Here is a 16,320-nt window from a genome sequence, read left to right on the forward strand (position 1 = left end):
TTATATACCATGGTGGCGATCATCTCAAGATGCGCGAATTCCTCTGTGCCTATGTCGTTAAGTAGTCCGATAACTTTGTCCGGAATTGTATACCTTTGATTGAGATACCGCAATGCCGCAGCTAACTCCCCATCGGCACCGCCATACTGCTCAAGCAATAATTTGGCCATTGGGATGTCACATTTACCTACACGAACTGGATATTGTAGCTTCTTCTCATAGACCCACATTACTTTACGTTCCCCTCCTTTGGCTTGCTTGGAAAATTACAAACAAACACTACACCTGCCAAGGCCACGGGACTTTTGACCATTCCCACGGAAACTTCGAATAGGCACGGCCGAAGTTCTGCAGGGGACCATACAGTTGTTGAAAATGATTGGCAAGATTGGTCCGTTCAAAAGTTAACTGATTGAATTGTTCAATGGCTTGTAAATCATCCGGGTGAGTGTCGAGATAAAGATTAAGTTCAACTAGAACAAAGTCCAGGGCCTGCAATTTCTCAAGCATTTCATAAAACTCTGGATCACACTGCGGTTTCGATGTCATTTCATCACCGTCCTTTTCCCCATCTGGATTCATAGGGACTGTATAGAGCCGGCCATAACGTGCCATGTCTCAAGGCTTCCTGCGGACTGAACTGCGGTAAATTCATCGGTTGAAAACACATAAACAACTGCGGAGGTGTACTGTACGTCTTGCATAGTATCGGTGGGCAGGGATCGAACGGGCCGATATATGGGGCCCATGATTGCTCTTGGGGATGACTCAAACCAAGTTCCTCCTTTTTATCATCTGACAATTTCCTCATCATTAACATATGACGTTCGCCCAGAAAATGAACCTAAAATCTGGGCAAAATAAAGACGATATATCCCCTACCTGTACCAAAGGGACCTATCGTCTTTGTCCATAAAATGGAGCTCAACTCACTATTTTGACTCTCTCACACCTTGATCGCGGATCTTCTGCAAATTAGCATTAATACCTTTTCGCATAAACGTATTGAATATCCACATTTTAAGCTTTAATCTGTTATTCGAATATTGCTGAAACAATTCATCCGGCGAATTAAAGGTTCCTAAATGATCCACTACCGATGCAACTTGTATAAATGTAGACTTTCCGTTGAAGCAGGTATTGAATCCATCTCCTTTTTTGACGGAAACGCCATACCCAATTAATTTATCTCCTTGATCACTTAGATGATTCTTGGTTTGGGCAAGTAATTTATCGTCAATAATGACTCCCTCTAGTGCAAGCCATTCATGATTAACCCATATTTCCGTATAGGCGTGGATAATTTTTTGGGGTGCCAAGGTATATGTGATCCCAGTCAATGCACCTTTTTGCATTTTTTTATCAATAGTGAATCCCTGAACTCTGCAAGGTACGCCGACACCTCTTAATAGAGCCATAAGCAGTATACTTTTCGTATTACATTGCCCTAAGCCATCCTCCAGAATTTCACTTGCAGTCAGGTCATCTCCCCGGTTATAACCAAATTTGATCTCATTTCTGACAAAATTATAGACTGCTGAAATTTGCTCTTGCAGTGAATCTATCTCTCTCCATTGATGCGATTCAATCAACTCTTCAATCATCCGATGTCTGTAATTTAGTAATTGAGTTTCATTTAGATATACATCCATATTCTCAACTCCTTTAACTACAGCTTAACGTTACTTAGAGTCGATGACTTTCAAATTTATGCTATCTTTCGTTATTTGCGTTAGCGACATGCCCAGAGTCTTCTTGGCAACTGCCGCCAAATGGGCAGAATGACTGAAGCCCGCTTCATGAGCAGAACGAGTTAGTGAATATCCCTTATGTATAAAGATAAAGGCACTTCTCAATTTAAGTAAAATGATATAACTACTATAAGCAACACCATACTTTTCTGAGAACAATCGGGAGAAATGGCTCGGTGAATAGTTTAAACGGGAAGCCATCTCGGTTTGGGAATAAAACTTGCCTGTGCGACGCATTTCAGTTATAGCTTCATCCATATGTTCACCTTGCTCCAGGGACATGAGCTCAACGCTCTTCGACTTTATGTTTACTAATCCTTGAATAACTTCATATAGTTGATCGGAAGATTCAATATTATAATTGGACCAGTCGGAATCTATACAAACATGCCGCTGTTGCTTTAACAAGTCAGTATAAATATATGTATATAAAACGGAGCTGGGATCAACCAGCACATTGTGCGTAGCTGTTCCATATGAGTTTACCTTATGTACAACATTAGTATCGATAATAACAAACTTTGTATGGAAGCTACCCTCTCCAATCGTTATTTCAATAGGCTCTACCACCGCATAAATGATTTGCAGCATATGATGACGGTGTTCTTCAGCATTTAGAGAATCTATGGAGAATAATACCGCTTCTTCTTTAAATAATATATTTAGCATCGCTGTTTTTCCCTTCCAAGAAACTCTGGTTAATACATAAATGACCCACAAAAGGGCAACTTTTTGCAAAGTGTCCTTCTTGTGGGTCACATTATAGTTAGCTCCGGACAGGAGTCCCTATCTTCAATAGATAAATTAATTAGTTCTCTTGCTCAACCTCTTCAAGCACTTTGACTTTCCGTTTGGTAATTTTCACACGTGTAATACGTAATCTTGCCGATTCAGCGACTTCAAATAGAGCACCACCGAACTCTTTCTTCCTTCCTTTAACCGGAGCACCTTCTAGCTCTTTAAACAGCCAGCCTCCGATGGAGTCCACCTCATCATCTTCAATGCTAATTCCGATTAAATCATTAACCTCTTCAATCAATAAACGGCCGTCTACAGAATAAACTCCGTCTGCAAGCTTTTCTACTTCAGGAAGTTCATCCTCAAATTCATCATGCAAATCGCCAACGATCTCTTCGATAATTTCCTCAGCAGTTAATAATCCCGCCGTTCCACCGTACTCATCAACCACGAGCGTCATTTGCACATGTTTCTTCTGCATATTTCGTAACACTTGGCTAACTTCCATCGATTCCGGTACATTTAGAATAGGACGTACCATTTGAGTCAAGTCAAGGTCTTTGCCTGGTTCAGGCAATAAAAGATCAGTGATATGCACAAATCCAATAATCTGATCCTTATCCTCCACAGCTACTGGATAGCGTGAATGCTTCGTTTCACTAACAATCTTCATGTTCTCTTCCCATGATAAATGAGTATATAAGCAATCCATATCCGTACGTGGAAGCATAACTTCTCTTGCTAGCATATCGGAAAAGTCAAAAAGATTATCCATCAGTTTCATTTCATCTTTATCAATAACCCCACTCTTCGCGCTTTGATTCATCAGAATACGAATCTCTTCTTCCGAATGCGCTGCTTCTCCTTCACCTGCTGGTTCAATACCGACAAGACGAAGCATCCCATTGGCAGCTGAATTCAAAAGCCATATCACGGGTAAAAAGAGTCTGTAAAAGTAAAGAAGTGGCGCCGACAACCACAGAGATGTTTCCTCGGACTTCTGGATCGCCAGTGATTTCGGAGCAAGCTCTCCAATGACAATATGCAAAAATGTAATAATCGCAAACCCGATCGCTACTGATACCGTTGAAATCAATGTTGTATCCGTAACACCCATTTTGTACATGATTGGCTCAATCAAGAGTTCCGAAATGGCTGGCTCACCTACCCAACCTAGTCCAAGAGATGCCAAGGTAATTCCCAACTGAGTTGCAGATAGATAAGAATCTAACTTCTTATTCACCTTAAGCGCAAACGTCGCACGTTTGTTCCCTTCACTAACTAGCTGAGTCAGCCTAGACTGGCGAACCTTAACGAGTGAGAATTCGGCAGCAACGAAGAATCCATTCAATATCACGAGAATAAAGACAAGCAATAAATTAAAAGCAAGCTTACTAAATTCTATATGTCCGTCGGGCATGTTAGCGCCTCTTTCCTATGAAATGATAGCTTTGCGGGATTTGAAATCAATGTCTTTATAGTACATATCTGCCACGAGCAAATTCGGTCCGCAGCAACTTGCATAATCACAATGACAATTCACCTTTTGATTCAATGGATGGCCATTCAGCCATTTCCCAAAAATATCGTCCAGTTTTCCTTTATTTATATTACCAAATGCCGGAATAGCTGCAAAGTCTGTCACATAGACATCTCCTGTGAACATATTGACATTCACACGATTCCTACCGTCTGGATCATTTCGTACGGTGACATTTGGCTCTTGACGAAGACGACGTAACAACTTAGCGTCTTCTTCACTGCTATTACAAGCAAAGAACGGAAGTGTTCCAAACAACATCCATAAGTCCTGATCACGTTGATCAAGTAAAGAATGAATGGCCATTCGCATATCTTCCAATGATAATACAGGTAAACCCTCTGCGAAGTCAGCCGCATACATCGGATGAACTTCATGACGACGGCAGCCCATTTCCACGATCATCTTATGAATCTCTGGTAATTTATCAAATGTGCGGTAATTAATCATGGTTTCCGCCGAGACGAACATTCCCGCTTCACTAAGTCGCTTCGTATTTTCAATCATCTTATGATACATCTTGAAGGCAACTTCTGGTTTAACAGAATGTCCACTACGGGCGAATCCAACCTCATGAAAGTCTGTCTCATCTGTATAGTTAAACGATATATGCATAACGTCGAGATAAGGTAGTAATTTCTCGTAACGTTCATAGTCCAGCGTTAAGTTCGAATTAATTTGAGTGCGAATACCACGCTCTTTAGCATATTTAAGCAGTGGTACGATTTTCTCATCCACCGTTTGGCGTCTAAATGTTGGTTCTCCTCCAGTTATACTAATCGTACGAAGATGCTCCACTTCATCTAAAGCCTTTAGCATAAGAGAAAGCGGTATTTGTTCTGGTTCCTTCATCACTAGGCTATCGCCGACAGCACAGTGCTCACAGCGCATATTACACAAATTGGTAACTGTCATTTCTACACTAGTCAGTACATGACGACCAAATTCCCGAAGCGAAACAATCGGATCCCAGGGATCATAACTCGGACTTATAGTAGAAATTCTGTCTGTGTCTGTATTGTTGTTCATTATCATTATGTTTACTCACCTTATCTTTATAATTATCTAAGTTTGCTTGGTCCATATTAACTTCACCTGACTAACCAACGTTCCCATTAAGCCCCATACCATCTACTTCAGTAACAACAACGGATAATTGCGTAGACAAATCCACATCATACGGAGACTTTACTTCCACACCGAATTCATCGTTTAATATGCGAATAACAGGACGATTTGGAATGAGACCGTGAATCTTGGCGACAACTCCTCGCTCCCCTGTACTAAGTTTCACCATCATCCCTAATGGATAAATCGCAACTCGGTCCCTAAATACCTCCAGCTTCGATTTATCGTACCAGTGGCCGCATCCGGTATACAATACTTCCAAAGCTTGATGAGGAAGCATCGCTGATCGATATACCCGGTGGGTCGTCATGGCATCGAACGCATCAGCAATGGCAATCCATTGGGCGAATTCATGAATCTCATTCCCTTTAATTCCTCGAGGATAACCGTTACCATCCAAACGCTCGTGATGTTGATAAGCACAGTGAGCTGCGATAAGAGGGATTCCTGGCTCATCCTTAAGTATTTTGAATCCTATATCCGTATGGGTCTTCATTAGTTTGTATTCCTCATCACTCAAACTCGCAGGTTTATTGAGCAGAGAAAGAGGTATTTTAGTCTTTCCTATATCATGCAGCAATGCACCTAGGCCCAGCGTTGTCAGTTCATCTTTACTATATCCATGGATTTGGCCCAATAGGACTGTATAGATACACACGTTCAACGAATGACGGTAGAGATATTGATCCATGCTGTTTATGTTCATAAGCATAATCATCGCGTCTTCCCTTGCAGCAAGGTCATCCATAATGGTCTCAACTAGATTAGAGAACACTTTACCCAAATATGGGTAGACTAAACCTTTCGTTACTGGAGCCATCAATTGATGGTAATTTGCCCGGATCTCACCAAGTGCACGTAGACGAGTCTCGTCTTCTATCATATCATGGATCACGATATCATCAGTCCGAGGGTCGGAAATATACACCAATTCCAGACCATGTAACTTTAATCGTCGGATAATCGTATCGTTCAATTCCGCATTCTCAGATAGTAAGACTATACCGTCCTCACTATATATTTTCTTACCAAGTTTCATTCCAGGTAACAAGGAGTCAATAGATACTAACCGCATAACTCCACTCCGTCCCAAATAAAAATAAATAATGTGTTGTCTAACATAAAACTCATCCTATCCATTTATAGAAGTTACGATATATATCGGGAAAAATATAAAAACATTATAACTTTGTTTCCTTATTCCATCTGGAAAGAAAACAATTTGCTACTGCCCCGGGCGTCTGTAACTCTATTCTAAGCAGATCACGTAAAAAGTCAGGAAGCATAAACTCCTTATCCCTTCCACACTTCAATCGTTCATAACCGATACCGAATGTAAACATATCCAGCGTTCCAACAACATAAATTTTATCACGAGCAATCGGCACACCACTAACACTGGCCTGAAGAATTTTATTATAAGGCAATCCCACCTTATTGTATATAATTTCCATGCCATCCACACAAATCCCACCTAGTACCTTCCCCCGAAATCCGAAGCCATAAATAACTCGGTCACTTTCTTCAGGAAGTAACGATTGCTCCAAGGTATAGAGAATATCTTCCCCCGTAAGACTCATCCTGCACGGATTAATAGGGGATGGACACCGTTCATGCAGCATTCCTTCAGTAATCTCACCAGCCGGAAGATCAGCTAATAATTGTCCGCTATTCACTATCGATAGATCGCTATCGGTATATCTCCTAACCGCTTGCGCAAGTAAATTACCAAACGGTGATTCAGAGCGGTAGTCTATAGTTATATCCTCTTCAATAACTGCAACGGTTCGCTGCATTCGGATTTCGGCTTGCTCTTTGTGAATCGCAATTGCATTCAGAATCCTGTGATCCTCTGGACCATCTTCAACTGGAAGGCATCTCGCTTCCCTCACAACAAGCTTCCCTAGCTCACGATCTCGCTCAAACACGAATTTCCCGAGATAACGTCCGAATTTCCCAGCCGCAGTAATCGCTGTTCTACCTATATATAGCGGTTCCTCAAGTAAATGATGTGTATGCCCTCCAATGATCAGATCGATATCAGGGACCACTTCGGCAAGTTCTTTATCAAAAGGAAGCCCGAGATGAGACATCACAACAATGAGATCAACCTGAGGACGTAGCCGCTCTACGGATTTCATGATGGTCGTCTTCGGATCCAGAGCCTCTAGTCCAAGTAATTCATAGAAATCAGCATATGCCACCGTCGCACCAACAAGTCCAATCGTGAATGGACCCTTATGAACAATCAGATCCTCCTTCATCCATACTGGAGGCTTTCCTTGGCCTATCTCCAAGATATTACCGCATACAACGGGGCAGACCAATCCTGCATAAGCTTGATTTAACAATTCTGGAGTAAATGTTAGACCTTCATTGTTACCGATCGTGATGGCATCATATCCCGTCAAATTAAGAACATCTACGTTAGCTTGTCCCATTGTCCCTTCCGTTTCCGGCGCTGCCCGGTCCATATGATCTCCGATATCAAGGAGGAGCGTACAAGCTTCATTTTGACCCCTCTGCTCCTTCACCATGGCGGAAATACGTCCCATGGCACCAAAGTGGCTGTGTAAATCATTAGTATACAGTATCGTTAATATATCCTGATCCGTATCCTGCAAGATGGCATTCCCTCCTTGGTTTATCCTTGTATATCTGGCCTTACCTAGCTCATTATCCTTATAATATTATATACCTCATTTTAAATCATTGTCTCCTCATATATGATATATTATAGGTGTCTACCAACCATACCGAGGTGAATATATATGGAAATAATAATCGCTCTATTTGCCGGGCTGGCCGATCGAATTGGCACATCTCGACTTACATTCACAACAACAGAAGCTAGTGTAACAGTTGATCAGTTAAAAGAAATTCTTACTGAGAACTACCCTGCAGCAGCTTCCTTGATTGCTGTTTCTTTTGTAGCCGTTAACCAAGAATATGCACGTGGGGAAGTCCTCATCACATCAACAGATGAAGTTGCTTTGATACCACCTGTTTCGGGAGGCTAGCATGAAGCCGAAAAATACAACTATTCCCTCCGATGACGACAGGTATACCATTACTGAAAAACCTTTATGTATTGAATCCATTACACAAAAGGTTATTACCGCCAACCATGGTGCAACGCTAACTTTCATTGGTACGACCCGGGAGATGACTGGAGAACAACGTACCCTTCACTTAGAATATGAAGCTTATATCCCTATGGCGTTGACTAAATTACGTCAAATCGGGAGCGAAGTGGAGCAACAGTGGCCTGGAACTCTTTGCGCCATTAGTCACCGAATCGGTACAGTAGAAATAACTGAGAGCAGTGTCGTTATCGCTGTATCTTCGCCGCATCGTGCTCATTGTTACGAGTCTAGTCGTTATGCAATTGAAAGACTCAAACAAATTGTACCTATATGGAAGAAAGAGATCTGGGACGATGGAACCGAGTGGAAAGGTCATGGACAAGGACCTTGGGACCCCACTGCACCGGGACAACTCTCTTAAACTAGCAACTAAAGGCACAAATCATGATTGTCAATCCATATATTACCTGATATTATTAAGGAAAAATCGCATTTATAATGAGGTGCCAATATCCTTGAAAATACATATTATGGATCTAAGTCCAGGTGATCGTCTTAAAGGTGACGTCTTTAACAATTATGGCGTATTGGTTCTCCAAAAAGAATCGTCTTTATCCAGTGATGCGATTGTGAAACTCATGCAACATGGTATTGATTACGTAGAAATCGAACCTCACACAGTTGAACATTATTTCCAGCCAAACAATTCAACCTCAGATACCATCCAAAAGATAAAACCGTTCTTCGACGAAGCTGTTGATGGATTTGAGGACATTTTTCTGTCAGCACTATCAAATGGTACATACGACGATGCTAAAGTCGATGATCTGCTACAACCTATGGTTAACAATTTGGGCGGCCAGAAGGATGTTGTCTCTCTCCTTCTGTTACTGTCTGATAGTGGCAATGACAATTACACGTACAATCACTCCTTACAAGTTGGAATGCTCTCCTATTATATCGCTTCTTGGCTCGGTTATTCAAAGCTAGAGGCTTATGAGGTCAGTAAAGCTGGTTATTTAATCGATATCGGTAAATGTAAGCTGGATCAGGATGTTCTATCCAAGCCCGGTAAACTTACGCCTGAGGAATTTGAAGAAGTGAAACGTCATACTATCTATGGCCATGACATCATCCTCAATTCCACGGACGATGAGATTTCAGCAATAGTCGCTTTACAGCATCATGAACGTGATGATGGAAGCGGATATCCGCAAGGCCTGCTGGACAAGCAGATCCATCCTTATGCCAAGATCACGGCCGTAGCTGATGTATATACCGCTATGACTTCAAATCGGGTATATCAGTCCAAGCATGAATTCCTGGCTGTACTTCGCGAATTGAATTCCCTTAGTTTTGGTAAGCTTAGCCCCGAGCCTACTCAGGCCCTCATCAAACATTTACTACCTAACTTTATCGGTAAGAACGTGCTTCTCTCTTCCGGTGAAATCGGCTCCATCATCATGACGAATCAGACCGATTTCTTTCGCCCTTTAGTACGAACTGACTCTGGATTCGTGGACTTATCCAAGGAGCGAGAGATATCTATATCCGAAGTGTATATGTAGTACATAAATAGTAAGACTCCCGCGGTCTGATTATTAGGAGCTGTTCATTTTGGAAATTGTCAGTAAGATCGAAATTCTCCGGTTGGAATTGAATAAACTATGTGCCAATAAACGCCTTGCCGACCAAGAAGTTATCGAGACAAGTCAACAACTTGACGCCGTACTTAACGAATACAATCTATTGCGAATGCAGAGACGCGTCCCATTTTTAAAGAAGGCCTAGCCCTAACAGGTTAGGTCTAATTTTATACCCTCTAATTGGAGTGCTAACGCAAATTAAAATACGTGTCCGTGAGACTTGAACACAGGGAGTGTACAAGTCACAACGGGACACGTATTTTTACGTATGGCGAGATTTATGATTAATCAAATTAACCAATGGAACCTTCCATTTCGAACTTGATAAGTCTATTCATCTCAACCGCGTATTCCATTGGAAGTTCTTTAGTGAACGGTTCAATGAAACCCATTACGATCATTTGTGTTGCTTCCGCTTCAGTAAGGCCGCGGCTCATCAGATAGAACAGCTGCTCTTCCGATACCTTCGACACCGTCGCTTCGTGCTCAAGCATAATGTTATCGTTCATGATTTCATTGTAAGGGATTGTATCTGAAGTGGATTCGTTATCCATAATCAAAGTATCACACTTAATGTTGGATTTCGCACCTTCCGCATTACGACCAAAGGAAGCCAACCCACGATAGGTTACTTTACCTCCATGCTTACTGATCGATTTCGAAATGATGGTGGACGTTGTATCTGGAGCCAGATGGATCATTTTGGCACCAGCATCCTGATGTTGGCCTTTACCCGCAACAGCGATGGAAAGTACGCTCCCCTTCGCCCCACGTCCTTTAAGAATAACAGCTGGATATTTCATCGTCAGTTTGGAACCAATGTTTCCATCGACCCATTCCATCGTTGCATTCTCTTCAGCTACCGCACGTTTGGTTACGAGATTATAGATATTTGGTGCCCAGTTCTGAATCGTCGTATAACGTACACGTGCGTTCTTCTTGCAGACGATTTCTACAACAGCACTGTGTAGGGAGTTCGTACTGTAGATTGGAGCCGTACATCCTTCTACATAGTGCACAAAGCTGTCTTCATCGGCAATAATGAGCGTACGTTCAAACTGTCCCATGTTCTCCGAATTGATTCGGAAGTAGGCTTGTAATGGAACTTCACATTTTACGCCCTTCGGCACATAAATGAAGCTACCCCCAGACCATACCGCACTATTCAATGCTGCAAACTTATTATCTGCTGGAGGGATTACAGTTGCAAAGTACTCACGCAAAAGCTCTGGGTACTCACGTAACGCCGTATCCGTATCTGTAAAGATAACACCTTGATCTTCCAGTTCTTTTTGCATGCTATGATAAACTACCTCGGATTCATACTGTGCCGACACACCCGCTAGAAACTTCTGTTCCGCTTCTGGAATTCCAAGCTTATCAAATGTTTCTTTGATTTCAGTAGGAACCTCTTCCCACGTCTTCCCTTGTTTCTCCGATGGTCTTACGTAGTATTGGATATCCTCGAAATCAAGTCCTTCGAGCTCTCCGCCCCATGTAGGAAGAGGCATCTTCTCGAATTGTGCTAGTGACTTCAGACGGAAGTCCAGCATCCACTCAGGTTCATTCTTAATCTTGGAGATTTCCATGACAACTTCACGGGTTAATCCTTTGCCCGTTTGGAAAATTGATTTATGTTCATCTCTAAAGCCATATTGGTACTCTTCCATATCAGGCGCTTTCTTAGCCATAGCTGATACCCCCTTATTGTTTGGACTCTTCGTTAATACCCTTCTTCAGCGCGTTCCACGCAAGCGTGGCACACTTGATTCGGGCAGGAAATTTATTAACTCCAGATAAAGCTTCTATATCTTCATAATCATCAAATTCCGCCGGTTCACCTTTCATCAGACAGGAGAATCGGTCAGCCAAATCCATTGCTTCAGCAAAAGTACGACCTTTAACTGCCTCTGTCATCATGGACGCAGAAGACATACTGATGGAACAACCATCACCCGTAAAACGGGCATCTTTCACAATATCGTCCTCAATAACAAGATGAAGGGAAATACGATCCCCACAGGTAGGGTTATTCAACTCCACCGTCAAAGTCTCGTTATCAAATTTACCACGATTTCGTGGAGTTTTATAATGATCCATAATTACGCGGCGGTACAAATCGTCAAGTTGCATTATCCAAAATACTCCTTTGTTTGGATTAAAGCCTTCGCCAGTGCATCGATGTCTTGCTCTGTATTGTATAAATACAAGCTGGCTCTCACCGTAGAGTTAACTTGAAGCCAACGCATCAAAGGTTGGCAGCAATGATGCCCCGCCCGAACGGCAATGCCAGATGCATCCAGTACAGTCGCTACATCATGCGGATGAACGTCCATCAAATTGAATGTGATCAACCCAACCTCGCGATCGCGGGGTCCATACAGTGTAATCCCTTCAATTTCAGACAAGCGATCCATCGCATACATGGCCAGCTTCGTTTCATGCCGATGAATTTCATCCATGCCGATAGCTTCTAAGAAATCAATCGCAGCCCCTAGTCCAACGGCTCCAGCAATGATCGGAGTACCTCCTTCAAACTTATAAGGAAGCTCCTTCCACGTGGATTCATAAAGACCAACGTCATTGATCATTTCTCCGCCGAATTCTACCGGTTCCATGGACTCTAATAAATGCTTCTTACCATATAATACTCCAATACCTGTCGGTGCACACATTTTATGACCAGAAAAAGTATAGAAATCACAATCCAAATCTTGCATATTCACTTTCATATGCGGTGTACTTTGTGCACCGTCTACTACGATGACCGCTCCGTGCCGGTGTGCGATTTCGGCAATTTGTTTCACCGGATTCACTACACCGAGCACATTCGATACATAAGCGATTGCTACAATTTTGGTTCGACTTGTAATTGTCTTCTCAACATCCTGGGGTGCGACATTTCCATCAGACTGAAGAGGGATATATTTCAGTACGGCCTTAGTTCTCAGTGCAAGTTGTTGCCAAGGAATCAGATTACTATGATGTTCCATCTGTGTTATGACGATTTCATCGCCTTCTTGTAGAACCGCAGGACCATATGATGAAGCCACGATGTTCAGAGCTGTCGTCGTTCCTCTTGTGAAAATGATCTCCTCCGTGTGGGATGCCCCGATAAACCGAGCCACCTTCTCACGTGCACCTTCATAATCATCCGTTGCCCGGCTACCGAGCGTATGAACACCACGATGCACATTAGCGTTATCCCACTCGTAATAATGCTTCAGAGCATCTAATACGACTTTGGGCTTTTGAGAACTCGCCGCACTGTCTAGATAGACAAGAGGATGACCGTTAATCTCCTGATGTAGAATAGGAAATTGCTCTTTGATCAGTTCGGCATTCATTGACCCAACTTCCTTTCGATCAATTCCTGCAGTTGATGTTGCAATTGCTCAAGTGGAATATCTGACACAACTGGAGCCAAAAATCCGTAAATAACCAAACGTTCTGCTACTTCACGAGAAATTCCCCGAGACATCAAATAATAGATCTGCTCTGGATTGACTTGACCTACTGATGCAGCGTGACCTGCTGTTACATCATCTTCATCAATCAGAAGAATCGGATTTGCATCCCCACGGGCTTTAGGACTAAGCATTAATACTTTTTCCGTCTGTTCTCCGTTTGCCTTGGTAGCGCCCTTTTCAATCTTTGTGATCCCATTAATAATGGCCGTTGATTTTTCGCGCATAACAGCACGGGTAATCATCTGGCTATCTGAACTCTTGCCGAAATGAACGGCTTTTGTTGTAAGATTTAATTTCTGTGATCCAGAACCTACAGCGATGACTTTAGCATCAGATAGAGATCCATTACCTTTAAGCACAGACAAAGTCTCACTCATGGAATCGCCATTGTTCATTTCTCCGATGATCCATTCAATGCTACCATCGTTCTCTACCACCGAACGGCGATAAATTAAGTCCGTCGTGTTTTCGTTCAATTCATGAATCGTAGCAAATTGTACTTTAGCCCCAGACTTCACGAACACTTCAGCAGCACCATTATGCACGATCTTATCGCTAAACTCTCCAGATATATAGTTATCAACGTATGTCACACGGCTATTGGATTCTGCCACAATGAGTACGTGAGGTGAGAATACAGTTGTTGTATCGTCCAGCAGGAAAATACTTTGCAGAGGTGTTTCAATTACTACATTCTTTGGAACGTAGAGGAACACGCCTCCATTCCAAAGTGCTGCATGTAGCGCTGTAAGTCGGTTTTCATCCGATTTTACTGCTGTGTGCAAGTAAGACTTCACTAGATCCGCATGATCCCGAACCGCAGTTTCCAGATCAGTGAAAATCACACCTTTAGCAGCTAATTCAGGGGATATACGAGAAAATACAACATCACCATTTCGTTGTACAATCAGGTTACTTTGATCTCCAAGTTCAACAAGCGATGCAACACTCTCTGGAAGTTGCTGCGATATTTCTTGTCGATTTTGACGTAAGGCACCGAAATCTTGAATATTCCAGCGTTCAATTTTCATTTTTTCCAGTTTCGGCAGATCCAGTTCAGCAGCAAGCCCAAGTGCATTCACACGGCTCTCAGTCAACCAAGCTGGCTCTCCATTGCTTAGTGAAGCTTTCTTAAGCTGGTCTGATTCCACCGGAAGAAGTATTTGTGTAGTCATCTCTATTCCTCCTTCCAATTAGGCTTCTTGACCGACAGTCTCGTCCTCAATACCAAGTTCCTCTTTGATCCAATCGTAACCGTCTTGTTCTAGACGTTCTGCCAATTCTGGACCACCAGATTTAACGATACGTCCTTGCATCATAACGTGTACGAAATCCGGCTTAACATAGTTAAGCAAGCGTTGATAGTGGGTAATAATTAGGAAGCCACGCTCTTCGCTACGCATAGCATTCACACCATTTGCTACGATCCGTAGGGCATCGATATCAAGACCCGAATCGATCTCGTCCAACACAACGATCTTTGGATCTAGCAACATCATTTGTAGAATTTCATTACGTTTCTTCTCTCCACCAGAGAAGCCCTCATTTAAATAACGGTGTGCAAACTCAGGATTCATTTCGAGTTCCTTCATTTTGCCTTCCATTTGACGAATGAATTTGATTAGTGATACTTCATTACCTTCGCCACGACGCGAGTTGATTGCACTGCGAAGAAAGTCGGAGTTGGTTACTCCTGCAATTTCACTTGGATACTGCATCGCCAAAAATAGACCTGCGCGAGCGCGTTCATCGACTGCCATTTCCAGAACATCTTCCCCGTCCAGGGTTACGTTACCTTCAGTCACTTCATATTTAGGATGGCCCATCAGTGCGGAAGCAAGTGTACTTTTACCTGTTCCGTTTGGACCCATAATCGCGTGAATTTCGCCGCCCTTTATTTCAATATCGATCCCCTTGAGAATTTGTTTCCCCTCAATTGTCGCTTTAAGACCTTCAATCACGAAATGTGTAGCCATATTTATAGCTCCTTCCAATTGTCGTCAATTATTTGATATTACGTGTATTATTACAGGGACACCTCCCTGAAGTTAAACTGATTATACCATAATCATTCTCAGTTGAGAATTATTATTACTGATTATCATTGATTCTCATTCCATTCTATCGCACTTGTATAGCTTAATCAATGCCTCTTAGCTTAACTACGGCTTCTGTACTATATAATTCCTCATAGTAAATTCCTCCACCTTAGAATTTGTCGAAAACAAACGGACTTAGCCTTATTTCTCGGCTAAGTCCGCAATAATTAAACAGATTTTAGATTAGCTTTCATCCCAAAAAGGAACGAAGCATCCACATGTGTTTCTCAAGGTCACCTTGTAAACCTGTAAGTAGATCCCCAGTTACTTGGTCGTTGTCCTTCTCAGCGAGTTCGATACCTACCTGGAAGGATTCACAAAGTGTAGCGAAATCTTCAATCAGAGTTTGAACCATCCTCTGACTCTCTTCCTTACCCGATGCTTCCTGGATCGTAGCTAGCTTCAAATATTCTTTCATTGTTGCCGCCGGACTGCCTTGAAGCGTAATTAGACGCTCAGCAATCGCATCCATCATTAATGTAACCTCGTTGTATAGTTCTTCAAATTTAACATGTAGAGTGTAAAAATTCTCACCCTTAACATACCAATGATAATGATGAAGTTTCACATACAATACATTCAAGTTGGCCACCTGTTCGCCTAATACCTTATCCAGATTTGATGCAACCACTTTATTTGAAGTACTCGAATCTGTTTTTGCCATGATGAAATCCCTCATTTCTGATTATTATGTCAAATTGACTAACGTTCTTATATTTCTATTTACCCAAGACTTGGATTAATAAATCAGGTATAAGGATTTAAAATCACTACCTTTTCCGATATACTAACTCTATATTTTAACACCATTTGGTTTGCAACGACTTTTGTAACATCATATATTCGTGGAGGTGTCTAAATC

Annotated in this window: 17 protein-coding genes and 1 pseudogene; 3 read left to right on the forward strand and 15 right to left on the reverse strand. The window is 42.2% G+C overall.

Annotation, left to right across the window (positions count from 1 at the left end; all coding sequences use genetic code 11):
* From EJP82_RS12180 to EJP82_RS12220, 9 genes are all read right to left on the reverse strand, one after another.
* Positions 1–230: manganese catalase family protein (locus EJP82_RS12180; RefSeq protein WP_211350094.1), on the reverse strand; the 230-nt coding region annotated here is incomplete at its 3' end.
* 49 nt (positions 231–279) lie between these two features.
* Entirely contained in the window at positions 280–615 is a 336-nt protein-coding gene (locus EJP82_RS12185; protein ID WP_281278193.1) for a spore coat protein CotJB, read from the reverse strand.
* Positions 554–772, reverse strand: coding sequence for a spore coat associated protein CotJA (locus EJP82_RS12190; protein ID WP_127192343.1), 219 nt, complete (start codon positions 770–772; stop codon positions 554–556). Before EJP82_RS12190 ends, EJP82_RS12185 begins: the two co-directional genes overlap by 62 nt.
* Before the next feature lie 160 nt (positions 773–932).
* Positions 933–1,652, reverse strand: a complete 720-nt coding sequence (locus tag EJP82_RS12195) for a transglutaminase-like domain-containing protein (RefSeq protein ID WP_127192344.1) — start codon at positions 1,650–1,652, stop codon at positions 933–935.
* Between the two features lie 30 nt (positions 1,653–1,682).
* Positions 1,683–2,420 carry a helix-turn-helix transcriptional regulator gene (locus EJP82_RS12200; protein WP_127192345.1) on the reverse strand — a complete coding sequence of 246 codons (738 nt, stop codon included), beginning with the start codon at positions 2,418–2,420 and terminating at the stop codon, positions 1,683–1,685.
* A gap of 139 nt (positions 2,421–2,559) precedes the next feature.
* On the reverse strand, positions 2,560–3,909 hold the full coding sequence (locus tag EJP82_RS12205) for a hemolysin family protein (RefSeq protein WP_127192346.1): 1,350 nt from the start codon (positions 3,907–3,909) through the stop codon (positions 2,560–2,562).
* A 15-nt stretch (positions 3,910–3,924) separates the two neighbouring features.
* Positions 3,925–5,058, reverse strand: coding sequence for a radical SAM/CxCxxxxC motif protein YfkAB (gene yfkAB, locus EJP82_RS12210; RefSeq protein ID WP_127192510.1), 1,134 nt, complete (start codon positions 5,056–5,058; stop codon positions 3,925–3,927).
* 70 nt (positions 5,059–5,128) lie between these two features.
* Positions 5,129–6,232, reverse strand: a complete 1,104-nt coding sequence (locus EJP82_RS12215; RefSeq protein ID WP_127192347.1) for an HD-GYP domain-containing protein — start codon at positions 6,230–6,232, stop codon at positions 5,129–5,131.
* 106 nt (positions 6,233–6,338) lie between these two features.
* Positions 6,339–7,781 carry a bifunctional metallophosphatase/5'-nucleotidase gene (locus EJP82_RS12220; protein ID WP_127192348.1) on the reverse strand — a complete coding sequence of 481 codons (1,443 nt, stop codon included), beginning with the start codon at positions 7,779–7,781 and terminating at the stop codon, positions 6,339–6,341.
* Between the two features lie 147 nt (positions 7,782–7,928).
* Here EJP82_RS12220 and moaD point away from each other — a divergent pair.
* The 3 genes and pseudogenes from moaD (at position 7,929) to EJP82_RS12240 (ending at position 10,034) form a co-directional block, all read left to right on the forward strand.
* A pseudogene (gene moaD, locus EJP82_RS12230) lies at positions 7,929–8,664 on the forward strand (molybdopterin converting factor subunit 1).
* A 94-nt stretch (positions 8,665–8,758) separates the two neighbouring features.
* Entirely contained in the window at positions 8,759–9,811 is a 1,053-nt protein-coding gene (locus tag EJP82_RS12235; protein ID WP_127192351.1) for an HD-GYP domain-containing protein, read from the forward strand.
* Between the two features lie 49 nt (positions 9,812–9,860).
* Positions 9,861–10,034 carry an aspartyl-phosphate phosphatase Spo0E family protein gene (locus EJP82_RS12240; protein ID WP_127192352.1) on the forward strand — a complete coding sequence of 58 codons (174 nt, stop codon included), beginning with the start codon at positions 9,861–9,863 and terminating at the stop codon, positions 10,032–10,034.
* 148 nt (positions 10,035–10,182) lie between these two features.
* On the opposite strand, the gene sufB is transcribed toward EJP82_RS12240, so the two are convergent.
* From sufB to EJP82_RS12270, 6 genes are all read right to left on the reverse strand, one after another.
* Positions 10,183–11,580, reverse strand: a complete 1,398-nt coding sequence (gene sufB / locus EJP82_RS12245) for a Fe-S cluster assembly protein SufB (RefSeq protein WP_127192353.1) — start codon at positions 11,578–11,580, stop codon at positions 10,183–10,185.
* A 13-nt stretch (positions 11,581–11,593) separates the two neighbouring features.
* Complete coding sequence (sufU, locus tag EJP82_RS12250) at positions 11,594–12,022, reverse strand: Fe-S cluster assembly sulfur transfer protein SufU (RefSeq protein ID WP_127192354.1); 429 nt, start codon at positions 12,020–12,022, stop codon at positions 11,594–11,596.
* Positions 12,022–13,236, reverse strand: a complete 1,215-nt coding sequence (locus tag EJP82_RS12255) for a cysteine desulfurase (protein WP_127192355.1) — start codon at positions 13,234–13,236, stop codon at positions 12,022–12,024. The genes sufU and EJP82_RS12255 overlap by 1 nt, the downstream gene beginning before the upstream one ends.
* Complete coding sequence (sufD, locus tag EJP82_RS12260) at positions 13,233–14,534, reverse strand: Fe-S cluster assembly protein SufD (protein WP_127192356.1); 1,302 nt, start codon at positions 14,532–14,534, stop codon at positions 13,233–13,235. Before sufD ends, EJP82_RS12255 begins: the two co-directional genes overlap by 4 nt.
* A gap of 18 nt (positions 14,535–14,552) precedes the next feature.
* Complete coding sequence (sufC, locus tag EJP82_RS12265) at positions 14,553–15,335, reverse strand: Fe-S cluster assembly ATPase SufC (protein WP_127192357.1); 783 nt, start codon at positions 15,333–15,335, stop codon at positions 14,553–14,555.
* Positions 15,336–15,648: 313 nt separating this feature from the next.
* The gene (locus EJP82_RS12270) at positions 15,649–16,122 is read right to left on the reverse strand and encodes a Dps family protein (RefSeq protein WP_127192358.1); all 474 of its coding nucleotides are present in this window, start codon (positions 16,120–16,122) and stop codon (positions 15,649–15,651) included.
* Positions 16,123–16,320 lie beyond the last annotated feature (198 nt).

It is taken from the genome of Paenibacillus anaericanus, assembly GCF_003994475.1.
Classification (GTDB): domain Bacteria; phylum Bacillota; class Bacilli; order Paenibacillales; family Paenibacillaceae; genus Fontibacillus; species Fontibacillus anaericanus.

Excerpts from the sequence above, each read along its gene's own strand:
- EJP82_RS12185 (WP_281278193.1), bottom strand. The coding sequence starts at position 615 with ATGGCACGTTATGGCCGGCTCTATACAGTCCCTATGAATCCAGATGGG.
- EJP82_RS12195 (WP_127192344.1), bottom strand. The coding sequence starts at position 1,652 with ATGGATGTATATCTAAATGAAACTCAATTACTAAATTACAGACATCGG.
- EJP82_RS12200 (WP_127192345.1), bottom strand. The coding sequence starts at position 2,420 with ATGCTAAATATATTATTTAAAGAAGAAGCGGTATTATTCTCCATAGAT.
- EJP82_RS12205 (WP_127192346.1), bottom strand. The coding sequence starts at position 3,909 with ATGCCCGACGGACATATAGAATTTAGTAAGCTTGCTTTTAATTTATTG.
- yfkAB (WP_127192510.1), bottom strand. The coding sequence starts at position 5,058 with ATGAACAACAATACAGACACAGACAGAATTTCTACTATAAGTCCGAGT.
- EJP82_RS12215 (WP_127192347.1), bottom strand. The coding sequence starts at position 6,232 with ATGCGGTTAGTATCTATTGACTCCTTGTTACCTGGAATGAAACTTGGT.
- sufB (WP_127192353.1), bottom strand. The coding sequence starts at position 11,580 with ATGGCTAAGAAAGCGCCTGATATGGAAGAGTACCAATATGGCTTTAGA.
- sufU (WP_127192354.1), bottom strand. The coding sequence starts at position 12,022 with ATGCAACTTGACGATTTGTACCGCCGCGTAATTATGGATCATTATAAA.
- EJP82_RS12255 (WP_127192355.1), bottom strand. The coding sequence starts at position 13,236 with ATGAATGCCGAACTGATCAAAGAGCAATTTCCTATTCTACATCAGGAG.
- sufD (WP_127192356.1), bottom strand. The coding sequence starts at position 14,534 with ATGACTACACAAATACTTCTTCCGGTGGAATCAGACCAGCTTAAGAAA.
- sufC (WP_127192357.1), bottom strand. The coding sequence starts at position 15,335 with ATGGCTACACATTTCGTGATTGAAGGTCTTAAAGCGACAATTGAGGGG.
- EJP82_RS12270 (WP_127192358.1), bottom strand. The coding sequence starts at position 16,122 with ATGGCAAAAACAGATTCGAGTACTTCAAATAAAGTGGTTGCATCAAAT.